This is a genomic window from Amycolatopsis sp. NPDC051758 (assembly GCF_044453095.1).
Lineage (GTDB): Bacteria > Actinomycetota > Actinomycetes > Mycobacteriales > Pseudonocardiaceae > Amycolatopsis.
The window spans coordinates 242,976-258,416 of the sequence record NZ_JBITCJ010000013.1 but is presented as its reverse complement, the minus strand read 5'-3'; the positions used below and the strand labels follow the sequence as shown (position 1 = coordinate 258,416).

Annotated in this window: 9 protein-coding genes and 1 pseudogene; 5 read left to right on the top strand and 5 right to left on the bottom strand. The window is 72.6% G+C overall.

Annotated features, from left to right (window positions below; genetic code table 11):
- Positions 1-87 precede the first annotated feature (87 nt).
- Complete coding sequence (locus ACIA5G_RS44790; protein WP_395934933.1) at positions 88-822, top strand: hypothetical protein; 735 nt, start codon at positions 88-90, stop codon at positions 820-822.
- Positions 823-833: 11 nt separating this feature from the next.
- Here the strand turns inward: ACIA5G_RS44790 and ACIA5G_RS44785 are convergent, their stop codons facing one another.
- Positions 834-1,520 carry a DUF4386 domain-containing protein gene (locus ACIA5G_RS44785; protein WP_395934931.1) on the bottom strand — a complete coding sequence of 229 codons (687 nt, stop codon included), beginning with the start codon at positions 1,518-1,520 and terminating at the stop codon, positions 834-836.
- Positions 1,521-1,619: 99 nt separating this feature from the next.
- On the opposite strand from ACIA5G_RS44785, the gene ACIA5G_RS44780 reads away from it, so the two are divergent.
- Positions 1,620-2,798, top strand: coding sequence for an acyl-CoA dehydrogenase family protein (locus ACIA5G_RS44780; RefSeq protein ID WP_395934965.1), 1,179 nt, complete (start codon positions 1,620-1,622; stop codon positions 2,796-2,798).
- Positions 2,795-3,973 carry a CaiB/BaiF CoA transferase family protein gene (locus tag ACIA5G_RS44775; RefSeq protein WP_395934929.1) on the top strand — a complete coding sequence of 393 codons (1,179 nt, stop codon included), beginning with the start codon at positions 2,795-2,797 and terminating at the stop codon, positions 3,971-3,973. The genes ACIA5G_RS44780 and ACIA5G_RS44775 overlap by 4 nt, the downstream gene beginning before the upstream one ends.
- A gap of 3 nt (positions 3,974-3,976) precedes the next feature.
- Here the strand turns inward: ACIA5G_RS44775 and ACIA5G_RS44770 are convergent, their stop codons facing one another.
- The 4 genes from ACIA5G_RS44770 to ACIA5G_RS44755 all read right to left on the bottom strand — a co-directional run bounded on the left by ACIA5G_RS44770 (position 3,977) and on the right by ACIA5G_RS44755 (position 8,979).
- Entirely contained in the window at positions 3,977-4,606 is a 630-nt protein-coding gene (locus tag ACIA5G_RS44770; protein ID WP_395934927.1) for a TetR/AcrR family transcriptional regulator, read from the bottom strand.
- A 9-nt stretch (positions 4,607-4,615) separates the two neighbouring features.
- The gene (locus tag ACIA5G_RS44765) at positions 4,616-6,970 is read right to left on the bottom strand and encodes a glycoside hydrolase family 3 C-terminal domain-containing protein (protein WP_395934925.1); all 2,355 of its coding nucleotides are present in this window, start codon (positions 6,968-6,970) and stop codon (positions 4,616-4,618) included.
- A 9-nt stretch (positions 6,971-6,979) separates the two neighbouring features.
- A complete protein-coding gene (locus tag ACIA5G_RS44760; RefSeq protein WP_395934923.1) occupies positions 6,980-8,191 on the bottom strand; it encodes an MFS transporter in 1,212 nt (403 codons plus the stop codon).
- A 185-nt stretch (positions 8,192-8,376) separates the two neighbouring features.
- Entirely contained in the window at positions 8,377-8,979 is a 603-nt protein-coding gene (locus tag ACIA5G_RS44755) for a TetR/AcrR family transcriptional regulator (RefSeq protein WP_395934921.1), read from the bottom strand.
- A gap of 61 nt (positions 8,980-9,040) precedes the next feature.
- Here ACIA5G_RS44755 and ACIA5G_RS44750 point away from each other — a divergent pair, with 61 nt between their 5' ends.
- Positions 9,041-10,489: an MDR family MFS transporter gene (locus ACIA5G_RS44750; protein ID WP_395934919.1), complete on the top strand. Its 1,449-nt coding sequence runs from the start codon at positions 9,041-9,043 to the stop codon at positions 10,487-10,489.
- A 36-nt stretch (positions 10,490-10,525) separates the two neighbouring features.
- Positions 10,526-15,427, top strand: a pseudogene (locus tag ACIA5G_RS44745) (AMP-binding protein).
- Positions 15,428-15,441 lie beyond the last annotated feature (14 nt).

Sequence of the window (15,441 nt, the reverse complement as noted above, 5' to 3'; positions counted from 1 at the left end):
GTGCTGTCACCGCCGGTTGCCCGGCCGTACTGTTGACCGTTCTGAGGGTGATCCGAGCTCGACCAACCAGAGGCGGCGAGCTGCGGCATGGATGCGGACGCACGGCTGAGCTGTGCGCTGTCCGAACTGCAAGGAACAACGATCGTCCGCCCGTCCGGCGTCCTGGACGTCCGCACCTACCCGGTGCTGCGGGACTTGCTGCTCAAGTGCGCGGCCGACCAGCCCCGCGCGGTGATCGTCGACCTGGAGGACCTCGAACTCGCCGGCGACCACCTGACGAGCGTGTTCGTCACGGTGTGGCTGCGCATTTCCCAGTGGTCGACGGTGCGCCTGGTGGTGGTACCCGGACCGGCGCACGCGGCGCTGTCGTGGCACGGCCCGCTGCGGCGCTTCCTCTCGGTCCGGCCGGACGTGCTCGCCGCGCTCGCCGAGCTCGGTGAGCCGCCACCCCGCCAGCGCACCGAGCTGTGGCTGCCGCCCTCGACGCTCAGCGTGCGAGCGGCGACGCGGTTCGTCACCGAAACCTGCCACAACTGGGACGTCGGACCGCCGGCGGTTCCGGCGGTCACCGTGGCCGGCGAGCTGGTGGAGAACGCCGCCGAACACGCCCGTTCGCCGGCCCGCCTCCGCCTGGAACTGCGGCTGGCCCGGCTCACCGTCGCGGTCGCCGACGACGATGTGCGACCGGTCTTGCTGCCGCCGCCCGGCCGGCGGACGCCGGCGCCGCGCAGCGGGCTCCAGCTCGTCGCCCACCTCGCGCACGCCACCGGCTGGACACCGAGGCAGTCCGGCGGCAAGGTGGTCTGGGCGGTGCTCCGGTGAGGCGAAATCCCTCAGGCCACCGGTGAATCCATCCGGGCGCCGGCCGCGACGGGTGCCGGGTTGAAGCCCTTGACGACCAGCCGGATGCCGAGCGACAGCTCCCACAGCGCGATCGGGAGCGCGGCGACCACGGCCCACGTCGAGTCCCGCTCGATGAGGCCGGCCATCGTCGCGAGCGTGGCCGCCGCGAGCAGCGGCGCGCCGACGAAGCCGAGCACCGGAAGCGCCCGCGGCACCAGGCGCGACCGGTAGAGCAGCGAACCCAGCAACAGCGCGTTCACGACGGGCATGAGGCTTTGCCCGAGCAGGAACAGCCGGTCGTAGAGCGAGACGAGCGCCTGGCCGGTCATCAGGGCGTCGGCGCCGGCTCCGGCCCGCCGCAGGGAGACGACGGCCAGCAGGCAGGCGACCCCGGCGACGATGGTGGCGGCTTCCAGGACCCGCGACGCGACGAAGCCCAGCGCGACCGCTTCGTTCTGCCGCTTCACCACCGGGAACAGCACGATCGCGGTCCCGACGCAGGCGAAGGCGACGATCACCTCCAGCACCCCGCCGACCACGGCGCCGGTGTCCGGGCCGGCGCCGGTCACGTAGTTCCGGTCGCGCACCGGGCCGTAGAGCGCAAGTGTCGGGATCGAGACGAAGGTGAGCAGGTACAGCGCGCCCGCGACGAGCGCGGTCTTCCTCGGTGAGTCCATGTGCCGCTCCGGCGTCGGACTGGAAGTGCTCGGGGTGTCACGGTACGCCCGCGCCCACGGCGACCGCGAGGAACGCGCGGAGCTGCGATAGTGATGACCATGTACACCGGCAATCCCGACGTGCCCGACGACGTCTTCGCGGACGTCCTCGGCCAGATCAACGACTTCGTGCGCACCCGCGTCATGCCTCGCGAGCTGGAGATCATGACCACCGACGCGATCCCGGCCGACCTGCGTGCGCAGGCCGCGGAGATGGGGTTGTTCGGGTACGCGATCCCGCAGGAGTGGGGCGGCCTCGGGCTCGACCTCGTCCAGGACGTCGAGGTCGCCATGGCACTCGGCTACACGTCGTTGTCGTTGCGGTCGATGTTCGGCACGAACAACGGCATCGCCGGGCAGGTCCTGGTCGGCTTCGGCACCGAGGAGCAGCAGTCCCGGTGGCTGCCCGGGATCGCCTCCGGTGAGATCGTCGCGTCGTTCGCGCTGACCGAGCCCGGTGCGGGCTCCAACCCGGCGGGCCTGCGGACCGGCGCGAAGCCGGACGGTGATGGCTGGGTCATCGACGGTGGTAAGCAGTTCATCACCAACGCCACCGAGGCCGGTCTGTTCGTGGTGTTCGCCCGTATCCGGCCCGCGTCGGAGTCCGGCACCGGGATCGCGGTGTTCCTCGTCCCGGGGGACACGCCGGGCATCACGGTCGGCGCGAAGGACGCGAAGATGGGCCAGGAAGGCTCGCGCACCGCGGACGTCACCTTCTCCCAGGTCCGCGTCGGCCCGGAGGCGCTGGTCGGGGGCGACGGCGAGGTCGGCTACAAGGCCGCGATGACATCGCTGGCCCGCGGCCGGATTCACATGGCCGGGCTGGCGGTCGGTGCGGCGCAGCGGGCGCTGGACGAGTCGGTCGCCTACGCGGCCACGGCGACGCAGGGTGGGACGGTGATCGGGGATTTCCAGCTGGTGCAGGCGATGCTCGCCGATCAGCAGACCGGGGTGCTGGCCGGGCGTTCGCTGGCTCGTGAGGCGGCGCGGTTGTATGTGACGGGGGAGGACCGGCGGATCGCGCCGTCGGCGGCGAAGCTGTTCTGCACCGAGATGGCAGGCAAGGTCGCCGATCTGGCGGTGCAGGTGCACGGCGGGTCCGGTTACATCCGCGAGGTCCCGGTCGAGCGGATCTACCGCGACGTCCGTCTGATGCGGCTTTATGAAGGCACCAGCGAGATCCAGCGCCTGATCATCGGTGGCGGGCTGGTGCGGGCCGAGAAGAAGAAGCAGTCGTGACCCGCCCGTTGGAGGGCGTCACGGTCGTCGCCATCGAGCAGGCCGTCGCCGCACCACTGGCCACCCGCAACCTCGCCGACCTCGGCGCCCGCGTGATCAAGGTCGAACGCATCGAGGGTGGCGACTTCGCCCGCGGTTACGACCACGTCGTGCACGGCACCGGCGCGCACTTCGTCTGGCTCAATCGCGGCAAGGAGTCCCTTGCCGTCGACCTCAAGACCGCCGAAGGCCGTGACGTCGTGCGGCGGCTCGTCGCGCGGGCCGACGTCTTCCTGCAGAACCTCGCGCCTGGCGCCGCGGAACGCCTGGGGTTCGGTGACCTCCGGGCCGAGCACCCCGAGCTGGTCGTGGTGAACCTGTCCGGGTTCGGCGCGGGCGGGCCGATGGAGCAGCGCAAGGCCTACGACATGCTGGTGCAGGCCGAAGCCGGGCTCATCGCGATCACCGGCAGCCCCGAAGCGCCGGCGAAGACCGGCATTCCCACCGCCGACATCGCGTCCGGCATGTACTGCGCGCAGGCGGTGCTCGCCGCGCTGCTGCGCCGCTGGCGCACCGGCGAGGGCGCGACGATCGAGGTCTCGATGCTGGAGGCCACCGTCGAGTGGATGGGGTACGCGCTTTACACGCAGATGTACGGCGGGACGCAGCCGGCGCGGATGGGGCTGAGCCACAGCTCGATCGCCCCGTACGACGCTTTTCCGACCCGGGATGGGCAGATGTTGATCGGGGTCCAGAACGACACGGGCTGGCGCACCTTGGTGACCCAGGTCCTCGACGCCCCTGCGCTGGCGGACGATCCGCGGTTCGTCACCAACGTCGATCGGGTCGCCCATCGCGCCGAGTGTGACGCCGAGGTCGCGGACCGCACGTCCCGGTGGTCCAACGCCGAACTCGACGCCCGCCTCGCCGCGGCGGGTGTCCCGGCCGCCCAGCTCAAGGAAGTCGACCAGGTGGTCGGTCATCCGCAGCTGCGGGCCCGGGACCGCTGGCGGAAGGTCGGCACCGAGCACGCCCGGGCCGACGCCCTGCTGCCGCCGGTGACGTTCGCGGACGTCGAGGCCGTGATGGGCGACGTTCCCGCGTTGGGCCAGCACACCCGTGCGCTGCTCGAAGAGTCCGGAGTGGACGCCGACGACCTCCTCGGCCGCGGGATCGCCGCGAGCACCACGGGCTGAGTGTCACGCCTTCCAGGTGCGCTGCTGGCTTTCCACGTACCGGCGGAACTCCTCGGCCATGTCGAAGCCTTCGCCCGTGGCGAGCCACTGCTGCTGCAGGCCGTCCATCGTGGCGATGGTGAGCCGGACCAGCGTGTCGACCGGGGTGTCCGGCCGGAACTCGCCCTGGGCGCGGCCGAACTCCACCGCCGCGGTGAGCCAGGCAGTGAGACTGTCGTAATGGTTGAGGATCCAGTCGTGCGCGGGATGGGCGGGGTCGAGGGCCTCCGCCGACAGCGTGACGAAGAGCCGAACGATCGACGGCCGGGCCGCGTTGCGCGCGACCAGGCCGGTCAGCGCGTCGAAGGCGGCCCAGCCGAGGGGCGCGACGCCGTCGACCTCCAGCCGGGTGCCTTCGGTCTCCTCGCGGTATTCGAGCGCGGCGGTGAGCAGGGCGACCTTGGACGGGAAGTGGTGCAGCAGGCCGGCCTGGCTGAGGCCGGCGTGCTGGGCCACCTGGGCGACCGAGGTGCCGCGGTACCCGGACGCCGCGAACAGGTCCAGCGCGACCTCGAGGACACGCGTCCGCGCTTCGTCACCGGCCGCGCTGGCGCGGCCGGTGAGCGTGTGGCGGTACTGGCGGGGGAACGACACGTGTCGAGGTTACCCAGCCGCCGGCGCCGGCCGGGCCACGTCGAGCCGCACGTCGCCGAGGCCGCGGGCGACCACCAGCCGCCCGCCGGGGAGTGGCGCCCAGCCGTCGGACGTCCAGCGGCGGAGCGCCCTCGGGTCGAGCGTGACCCGGACGGCGCGGCGCTCGCCGGGCGCGACGTCGTCGGCCACCGCCCAGCCGGCCAGCCGGACCGGGTCGTCGTCCGGGCGCAGGTAGACCTGCACGACCTCGCGGCCGGTGCGGGTGCCGGTGTTCTCGATGGTGACCACGAGCGCGTCAGGCCCGCCCGGTTCGGCGTCGTGGTAGGCCCACGTGGTCCAGCCGAGGCCGTGGCCGAACCAGAAGAGCGGCGTGTCCGCCGTCCAGCCGCGGTAACCGACGCCCAGGCCTTCGGTGTAGTCCAGGACGCCGTCCACCGGGACGGGTGACCACGCCGGACCGGCGCCGTCCGCGGCGGGGAAGGTGGTGACCAGCCGGCCGGTGGCTTCGCGGCGGCCGAGCAGCACGTCGGCCACGGCGTGCCCGCCTTCCTGACCGGGCAGCCCGGCCCACAGCACCGCGTCGACGTCGTCGAGCCACGGCATCAGCACCGGCGTCGCCGCGTTGACCACGACGACCGTGCTGCGGGCGGCGGCCGCGACCGCGCGGACGAGGTCGTCCTGACGGCCGGGCAGCGCGAGCGTCGTTTTGTCCTTGGCCTCCATCTCCTGCTCCGGGGTCAGGCCGACCACGACCACCGCCCGTGCGGCACCGGTCGCGGCCGCCGCGGCCGCGCCGATGACGTCGTCGTCCGGAGCCGGTGCCGGGCGGGCGACCAGCGCGGCGAGGCCGACGGGCGCCCCTTCGTCCGGCGGACGGCGGGTGGCGACGAGCCGGCTGCCGGGCGTCGCGGCCAGCCGGACCGTCCAATGTGGCGGGTCGAGTACCGCCGAGCCGACGTCCGTGGTGTCCAAGGTGATCTCGTGGTGGTGGTCGCCGAGGCGCACGGTCCACCGGCCGGTGCCGATCACGCCCACCTCGACCTCGCCGGTGTGGGTCAGGGGCAGGTCGGCGGAAAGGACCACGCTCGCGGCGCCGTCGTGCGGCCCGCCTTCCAGGTCCAGCAGCAGCGACGGCACCGGCTGGTGGGTGGACGCCTGCTCGCTGCCGTCGGCCTGCCGGCTGGTCACCCGGATGCCGGGGGCGCCGGTTTCGGGGTCGGAGACGAACGACGGGTCCGCTACCTCGGGCGTCGCGCGCACTTCGACGCCGTCCAGCACGGTGAGCCGGTCGCCGAGCGCGGCACGCAGGCCGTCCGCGACGCTCACCACGTGCGGCGGCCGGACCTGTGCGGACCCGCCACCCTGGGCGACGGTCCGCAGGGCGTGCCGGCCGACCAGCAGCACCGGCGAGTCCTCGAACGGGATGACCTCACCGCCGGTCAGCACCGTCATCCCGGCCGCGGCGACCGAGCGCAGGTGGTCGCGGCGCACGGGATCGGCGGGGTCCACAGCCGGGCCGGGACCACCGACCCGGGACGCGAGCCGCAGCAGCCGGCGGACGTGGTCACGCACGGCGTCCTCGCCGACCTCGCCGGCGCGCACCGCGGTGATCAGCGCGTCACCCCACGGCCCGGCCGGGCCCGGCATCACCAGATCGAGCCCGTTCGCCGCGGCCGTGGTGCTCTTGGTGGCGAACCAATCGGACATCACCAGGCCGTCGAACGCCCATTCGCCCTTGAGCACACCGTCGAGCAGCTCGCCGTGCTCGGTGGCCGGCACCCCGTTGACGTCGTTGTAGGCGGCCATGATCGCCCACGGCTCCGCGTCGGCCACGAGCATTTCGAACGGCAGCAGGTACACCTCGCGCAGCACCCGGTCGGCCACCCGGGAGTTCACGGTCATCCGGTCGGTCTCGGATTCGTTGGCCACGAAGTGCTTCGGGCACGCAGCCACGCCGTTTTCCTGCAGCCCGCGGACGTACTCGGTGGCCAGCGCGCCGGTCAGCAGCGGGTCTTCGGAGAACGCCTCGAACAATCGCCCACCCAGCGGGGTGCGGTGCAGGTTGACCGTCGGGCCGAGCACAACGTGGACGCCTTGCGCGCGGGCTTCCTCGGCCAGCAGGACACCCACGCCGTGGGCGACCCGGGTGTCCCAGGTGGACGCGATCAGGGTGGCGTTCGGCAGCAGCGCCACCGGCCGGCCGCCGGAGAACACCGGGCCGCGGACGCCGGAGGGCCCGTCGGAGAACACCAGCGGCGCCAGGCCGACGGCCGGTTCACCGTGCAGCTCGAACATCGCCGCCCCGGTCAGCAACCGGACCATCGTGGTGAGATCCAGCTTGTCCAGCAACACTTCCAGGTTCACGGATCGTTCCTATCGCACCGAGCGGATGGGCAGGATGGCGAGCGCGCCGAGCACGCCGATGACCCCGGCGCCGACGAACAGCGCGGTGTAGTTGGTGGCGGCGCCGCCGGTGCCGAGCACCAGGAGGATGCCGCCCAGCGCCGCGGCGAGCGACTGCGGCAGGGCGTTCGCGATGTTCATGACTCCGAGGTCCTTCGCGGTGTTCTCGCGGTCCGGCAGGACATCCACGGTGAGCGCGGTGTCCACCGACCAGTAGACGCCGTACCCGATCCCCATGATCGCCTCCACCAGCAAGAAGCCCGGGACCGTCGTCACCGCGCCGAGCAGGGCGAACGCGAGGGCCAGCAGCAGGATCGACACCACGACGAACACCTTGCGCCGTCCGGTCCGGTCCGACAACCAGCCGCCGGCTTTTGCGGTGATCACCAGGCCGATCGTGAACACCAGCGCGCCGAGACCCAGGATCCTGGCGGCATCGGCCGCCTCGAGGCCGATCCGCTCCTGCAGGTAGAAGATGCGGAAGCTGATGAACAGGAAGTAGGCGAGGAAGACCAGGAACCGGGACAGCCACGCCCAGCCGAAGTCCGGGTATCGCCGGGGATTGACCCAGAACGTGCGCAGCAGCGCCAGCCAGCCGCCGGTGTCGGGCCGCTCGGTGATGGGCTCGTCCGGCAGCACAACGCAGAACACCCCGACGAGCAGCAGCGCCAGGACACCGGGGAGCACGAACAACACCACCATGTTGTCGACGAACCAGGCGGCGATGTAGGCGGCGACCAGGATGCCGACGTTCTGCATCACACCGACGTTGGCCGACACCGACGCGCGTTGCTGCGGCGGCACCTGGTCGGCGATGGTCGCCAGCAACGGCGCGAGCATCGCGTTGCCGGCCAGCTGCGCCAGACACCAGCCGGCGAGCATCACCGGCACCGACCCGGCCAGCGCGACGATCAGCATCGCCCCGACGAACACCACCGCGCCGCCGGCCATCCACGGCCGCCGCCGTCCGAACCGCGACGTCGTCAGGTCGGAGAGCCGGCCGAACACGGGGTTGCCGACCAGCGCGAACAACGCGGCGACCGCCAGGACGTTGCCGTTGACCGCGGCGGCCTCGTCGCCCGGCACGAGCGTCTGCGTCTTGAGTGCGAGGCTCACGGTCACCGGCGCGAGCAGCCCCACGAACAGCCCGAACTGGGCGATCGCCATGGTCACGACGACCACGGGCCGGGCTCGGCCGGCGGAGGTGGACGGGGGTGCGGAGGTTACTGGGGCTGGATCGGGGCTGGTCATGGCGTCTCCCTTGACGACCGTATTCCGCCAACCGAGTACTCGGTCGGGGGAAGCGTACGACTTGTCAGGGCGGGACACCAGACCCGTCGACCGGGTGGAGCACCGACGGGAGGCGGTCAGGCCGACGGCCGCACGAGGGGCATGAACACCTCGTCGACGATCGACTCGATGACGTCGTCGGGCACCGGCCTGAGGGTCATCAGCAGCTCTTGCCGGTAGAGGTCGAACGGCACGCCGACCACCCGCGGGCTCAGCTTCGCGGGGTCGACCTCGCCGCGCTCGAGCGCGCGGGAAATGAGCGTGTCGACCGCGGTGCCGCGGCCCGCGAGGAAGGCGTTGCGCAGTTCGGACGGGCCGGTGCCGGTCTCGGCGTAGTAACCCGAGAGCTGCAGCGTCATCATGATGCCGAGCCGGGCGCGCAAGCCGTTCGCGCGCCGCAGCAGTTCGACGACGTCGTCACGCAGGGAGCCGGTGTCGGGGATTTCGACCTGCTCCTTGCGGCCGGCGTGCAGCACGGCCGCCCGGGCCAGCTCGGGCTTGGTGGGCCAGCGCCGGTAGAGGACGGCCCGGCTGGTCCTGGCCCGCTCGGCCACCGACTCGATGGTGAACTCGGTGTAACCCCGGTCGACGAGCTCGTCCCACGCGGCGTCCAGCAACGCGTTCTCGAGCGCCGCCCCGCGTCGTCGCTGGGGAGCCGGAACTTCGTCGTTAAGAGACATTGTGTTTCTTATCCTTCCGTCCTACTCTGCAAGATACAGAGTGTTTCTTAAGGAGTGGTGGATGTCCGACCCGAAGACCGAGGCCACCCAGGTCGACCCCGCGGTGTGGCGCACGGTGTGGACCGTGCTCGTCGGTGTGATGGCGGTGCTGTTCGACACGACCATCGTCGCGGTCGCCCTGCACACCCTGGCGAGCGAGCTGCACGCCTCCGTCGCGACGATCCAGTGGGTCAGCACGGGTTACCTGCTCGCGCTCGGCGTGACGATCCCGATCGCGGGCTGGGCCCAGCGGATGCTCGGCGGCAAGCGCCTTTGGCTGGCCGCCCTCGCGGTGTTCCTGGTGGGCTCGGTGCTGTCGAGCCTCGCGTGGAGCGCCGGCAGCCTGATCGCCTTCCGCGTGGTGCAGGGGGTCGGCGGCGGGGTGCTCGTGCCGCTGATGTCGACGATGGTCATGCAGGCCGCGGGCGGGCGTGGCCTGGGGAAGATCATGTCGGTGATCAGCCTGCCCGCGGTGCTCGGGCCGATCCTCGGCCCGGTCCTCGGCGGCCTGATCCTGCAGCACCTGCACTGGTCGTGGATGTTCTGGGTGAACGTGCCGTTCTGCGTCGCCGGGTTCGTGCTCGCCGTGATCTTCCTGCCCGCGGACGGCCCGGTGCGCCGGGCGCCGCTCGACGTGGTCGGCTTCGCGCTCATGGCGCCCGGCCTGGCCGGTGTGCTCTGGGGACTGTCGAACACCAGCAAGCCGGGTGCCTTCAGCCGCGCCGACGCCTTCGGCCCGCTGCTCGCCGGACTCGTGCTGCTGGCCGCCTTCGTCGCCTGGGCCCTGCGCCGCCGCGGCCGCGCTCTGGTGGACCTGCTGTTGCTGCGGCACTGGCCGCTGGCCTCGGCATCGCTGCTGCTGTTCCTCTCCGGCATCACCCTCTACGGCGCCATGCTGCTGATGCCGCTGTACTTCCAGGAACTGCGTGGCACCACCGTGCTCGAGGCCGGTCTGCTGCTCATCCCGCAGGGGCTCGGCACACTCGTCTCCCGGTCGATCTCCGGCCGCCTCTCCGACACCATCGGCGCGCGCCTGCTCGCGGTGACCGGGTTCCTCGTGGTGCTGGCCGGCACGTTGCCGTTCGCTTTTGCCGACGTGCACACGAACGAGTGGGTGCTGATGGCCGCGCTGTTCGTGCGCGGGATCGGCCTCGGCACCGTGACCGTGCCGCTGATGGCCCTCGGCTTCCGCGGCCTGGAGCGCCACGAAGTGCCCGACGCGAGCATCATCACCCGCATCGCGCAGCAGGTCGGCGGCTCGTTCGGGACGGCCGTGCTCGCGGTGATCCTCACCGGCGCGACCACGGCCGCGACTTCGGCGTCGGCGCTCGCGGGCGCGTTCCGGCAGTCCTTCTGGTGGGCGATCGGCTTCACCGCCGCGGGTGTGCTCATCTCCTTCGCCCTGCCCGGACGGCCGAGCGCGCCGGCGGCGGAGGCCCCGGCCGTCGAGGCGCCGGTGCCCGCCCGGTAGCCCACCGGCGTCGGCGAACGTGGCTATCTTGGGGTGATGGGGGAAATCCGACACGATCTGCTGCGTCCGTTGCCGGCTCTGCCGGGTGCCCGGGACCGGACCGCGTTCTCCGACGGCACCCGCTCGGTGACCTACGGCGAGCTGGCCGAAACCAGCGGCCGGCTCGCCACCGCGCTCGGGACGGCTCGGGGTGACCGGGTGCTGCTGCACGTCGGCAGCCGCGTCGAGTACGTCGAGTTCCTGCTCGCCGCCGTGCGCGCGGCCGCGGTCGGGGTGCCGGTGAGCGTACGGGCGACCGAGGCGGAGGTCGCCGCCGTCGCCGACGATTCCGGTGCGGTGCTGCTGGTCACCGAGGCGCGGCACGCTGATCGGGCACGACGGCTGGCCGAGAGCCGCCCGCACCTGCGGGTGCTGTTCGTGGAAGACACGCTGCCTCCGGCCGCCGGCGCGCCGAGGGACGACCTCGGGCTGGACGAACCGGCCTGGCTGCTCTACACCTCCGGGACGACCGGCCGGCCGAAAGGTGTGCTGACGACGCAGCGGGCGATGCTGTGGTCCACCGCCGCCGGTTACGTCCCGATGTTCGGCCTGACCCGGGACGACACGATCCTGTGGCCACTGCCGCCGCACCACGCGTATGCGTTGTCGCTCGCGGTACTCGGGACGATCGCCGTGGGCGCGCACACCCGGTTCACCGAACGCTGCACGGCCGAGCTGCTCGCCGAGTACCCCGGCTGTGTGCTCGCCGGGGTGCCCGCCACGTACGCCGGACTGCGGCAGGAAATCCGCGGCCCGGTGGTGCCACCGAGGCTGTGCCTGACGTCGGGGGCGCCGTGCGGCCCGGCCGCGCGAGCCGCGGTGCGCGACCTGTTCGGCGTTCCGCTGCTGAACGGTTACGGCGCCACCGAAACGAGCGGCAAGATCGCCGTCGAACTACCCGGCGAAACCGGCCTGACTCCATTGCCGGGGAACAAAATCCGCATCAGCGACGGGGAGATCCTGGTGCGGGGCCCGGGGTTGATGCTGGGTTACCACGGGCAAACCGGCTCGCCGTTCGAGGACGGCTGGTACCGCACCGGCGACGCGGGCCGCCTCGAGGACGGCAAGCTCGTGCTCGACGGCCGGATCGACGACGTGATCGTCTGCGGCGGCCAGAACGTGCACCCGGCCGAAGTCGAAGCGGTGCTGGCGGAGTCGCCGGCCGTGCGGGACGTGCTCGTCGGCAGCCGGCCGGACGAGATCGTCGGGGAAGTGCCGATCGCGTTCGTGGTGCCGGTGGACGGTGACGTCGATCCGGCTGAGCTGCGCAGGTTCTGCCTGCAGCGGCTGTCGCTCTACAAGGTCCCGGTGGTGTTCCACCGGGTCGAGGAGATCCCGCGGACGGCGTCGGGAAAGCCGCGGCGCGGCGTGCTGACCGCCCCGGAACCACCTGCGCCGCACGGTGATCTCGCGGAACTGGTGCGCGCGGAAGTGGCCGCCCTGTGCGGGCACGACGTCGGGAACGGGTGGCGGGACCGGCCGTTCAGCGAACTCGGGCTCACGTCGCTGGCCGGCGTGCAGCTGCGGCACCGGCTCACCGAACACGCGGGGGTGGCGCTGCCGGCGTCGCTGATCTACGACTTCCCGACGCCGGGTGAGGTGATCGCGGAGATCGTGCGGCTGACGTCGGGGACGCGGGCCGCGGCGCCGGTGACCGTCGTGGCGCCGGCCGAGGAGCCGATCGCCGTGGTCTCGATGGCGTGCCGGTTCCCCGGCGGCGTGCGGTCACCGGAGGACCTGTGGCGGCTGGTCCGCGACGGCGTCGACGCGACCGGTGAGTTCCCCGCCGACCGTGGCTGGGACGTCGAGGCGCTCTACGACCCCGATCCGGACCGGCTCGGCACGTCGGTGACCCGGCGGGGTGGTTTCCTCTACGACGCGGCCGATTTGACGCCGGGTTGTTCGGGATCTCCCCGCGCGAGGCGCTGGCGACGGATCCGCAGCAGCGTCTGCTGCTCGAGACCACGTGGGAGCTGTTCGAGCGGGCCGGCCTCGACCGCACCGCGCTGCGGGGCAGCACCACCGGCGTGTACGTCGGCGTGATGAACGAGGACTACGCGAGCCGGTTCGACTCGCACGAACTCGAGGCGTGGCTGGGCATCGGGTCGTCCCACGCGGTCGCGTCCGGCCGGATCGCCTACACCTTCGGGCTGACCGGGCCGACACTCACCGTCGACACGGCGTGCTCGTCCTCGCTCGTGGCCCTGCACCTGGCGGCAAAAGCCTTGCGCGCGGGTGAATGTTCCCTCGCCGTCGCCGGTGGCGCGACGGTGATGGCCACGCCGCGGACGTTCCTCGCGTTCAGCCGTCAGCGCGGGCTGTCCCCGGACGGCCGGTGCCGGCCCTACGCGGCCGACGCCGACGGCACCGCGTGGGCCGAGGGCGCCGGAGTCGTGCTACTGGAACGGCTTTCCGACGCCCAGCGGCACGGGCACCCGGTTTTGGCGCTGCTGCGAGGTTCCGCGGTCAACTCCGACGGCGCGTCGAACGGGCTGACCGCGCCGAGCGGGCGGGCCCAGCGCGCGGTGGTCGCCTCGGCGCTGGCCGACGCCGGGCTCGCGCCCGCGGACGTCGACGCGGTGGAAGGCCACGGCACGGCCACCCCGCTGGGGGATCCGATCGAGGCGGAGGCCCTGATCGCGGCGTACGGCCGTGGCCGGGACCGGCCGCTGTGGCTCGGTTCGGTGAAGTCCAACATCGGCCACACCCAGGCCGCCGCCGGGGTGGCCGGAGTGCTCAAGATGGTGCTGGCCCTGCAGCACGAACAGCTGCCGCCGTCGCGCTACGCGGACAACCCGAGTCCCCGGATCGACTGGTCGGCCGGGAGCGTGGCGCTGCTCGACGAGGCCCGGCCGTGGCCCGCCGGAGACCGGCCGCGGCGGGCCGGGGTGTCGGCGTTCGGCATCGGCGGGACCAACGCCCACGTCCTGCTGGAGGAACCGCCGCCGGAGAAGCCCTTGGACCGCAACGAGTTTCCGGCGGCGCCGTGGCTGCTCGCCGCGGCCGACAACACCGCTTTGCGCGCGGTCGCCGCCGGGCTCGTGGACGCACCGCACAGCATCGACGTCGCCTACAGTCTCGCCACTCGCCCTGCGGCGGGGCATCGGGTGCTGGTTCCCGCGGGTGACCGTGAAGCGTTGCGAGCCGTCGCCGAGGGCCGGGTCCGCGGACGGACGGTGCGCGGTGGGCCGCGGCTGGCGTTCCTGTTCTCGGGGCAGGGCGCCCAGCGGGCGGGCATGGGACGTGAGCCGGCGCGGTACTTCCCGGTGTTCTCGGACGCCTTTGCGGCGGCCTGCGAGGCGCTCGGGGGAGACATCGCCTTCGACGGCGATCTGGCCGACCGCACGGATCACGCCCAGGCCGCACTGTTCGCGTTCGAGGTCGCCCAGTTCCGGCTCCTCGAATCCTGGGGTGTGCGCCCGGACGTCGTGGTGGGGCATTCGATCGGCGAGATCGCCGCGGCCCACGTCGCCGGAGTGCTGTCCCTCCGGGACGCGGCCGCCCTGGTTTCCGCGCGCGGAAAGCTGATGGCCGCGTTGCCGGTCGGCGGGGTGATGATCGCCGTCGCCGCGTCCGAAGCGGAGGTTGCGCCGCTCCTGGCCGGGCGGGTGGCGATCGCCGCCGTCAACGGACCTCGCTCGGTGGTCCTGTCCGGCGAGGAGACGGCGACCACGGAGGTCGCGCGACGGCTGGGCGGTGGCTCCCGCCTGCGGGTCAGCCACGCGTTCCATTCGCCCTTGATGGACCCGATGCTCGACGAGTTCGCCGCGGTGGCAGCGACTTTGCGTTACGAACGCCCGGAGATCCCGTTTGTGTCGAGCCTGACCGGCGAGCGCGTCGAAACGATCGACTCCGGCCACTGGGTGCGGCACGTCCGGCAGACCGTGCGGTTCGCCGACGCGCTGGACACCGCCGCACCCGACGTGGGCCTCGAGATCGGCCCGGCCGCGGTGCTCACCCGGCTCGCGGATTTCCCCGCGGCGGCCACAACTCTGTCGGGCGAAGGGGTGCTCGCCGCGCTCGGCGCCCTGCACACCGCGGGCGTCCCGATCGACTGGCGGACGGTGTTCCGCGGCAGTGGCGCGCGGATCGTGTCCCTGCCGACCTACCCGTTCCAGCGGACGCGGTACTGGCTGGAGCCGTCGGCGCCGGTCGCGACCGGGCCCGGCCACGCCGTGCTCGGGCCGGCGCTGGAAGCCCCGGACTCGCCGCGGGTCGTGCACGGCGGTTCCGTCGACCCGCGCTCCCACCGCTGGCTGGCCGACCACACCATCGGCGGGACACCCCTCGTGCCCGGGGCGCTGCTCGTCGAACTGGCGCTGCACGCGGGTGAGGCCGTTGACGAACTCGCCCTGGAAGCGCCGCTGCCGCTCGACCCGGCCGAGGACACGCACCTGCAGGTTGTCGTCGACGGGCCGCAGCTGGACGTGTACGCCCGGCGGCCGAGCGAAAAGCACTGGCGCCGGCACGCGACCGGCCGGATCCGGCCCCGCGGCGCGCTGCCCGGCCGGTGGACGGGGGAGTGGCCGCCGACTGATGTCACGGAGGTCGACGTCACCGAGGCGTACGGGTTCCACACCTACGGGCCGGCGTTCCGGGCGGTGAAACGACTCTGGCGGCGCGCAGGTGAGGTGTTCGCCGAGGTTGAACTCCCGCCGGCCGCCGGTGGCCGGTTCGGGCTGCACCCGGTCCTGCTGGACGCGGCGGTCCACGCGGCGGCGCTGACCGGTGGTGCGGACGCCGAGCCGAGGCTGCCGTTCCTGTGGACCGGGGTCGAGCTTTACACCCCCGGAGCCCGGCGAGCCCGAGTACACGGGGTACTCGGCGACTCCGGCGCGCTGAGCGTAGAACTGTTCGACTCCGGCGGTGAACCGGTCGCGCGGGTGCGGTCCATGGTGACCCGGCCGCTGAAC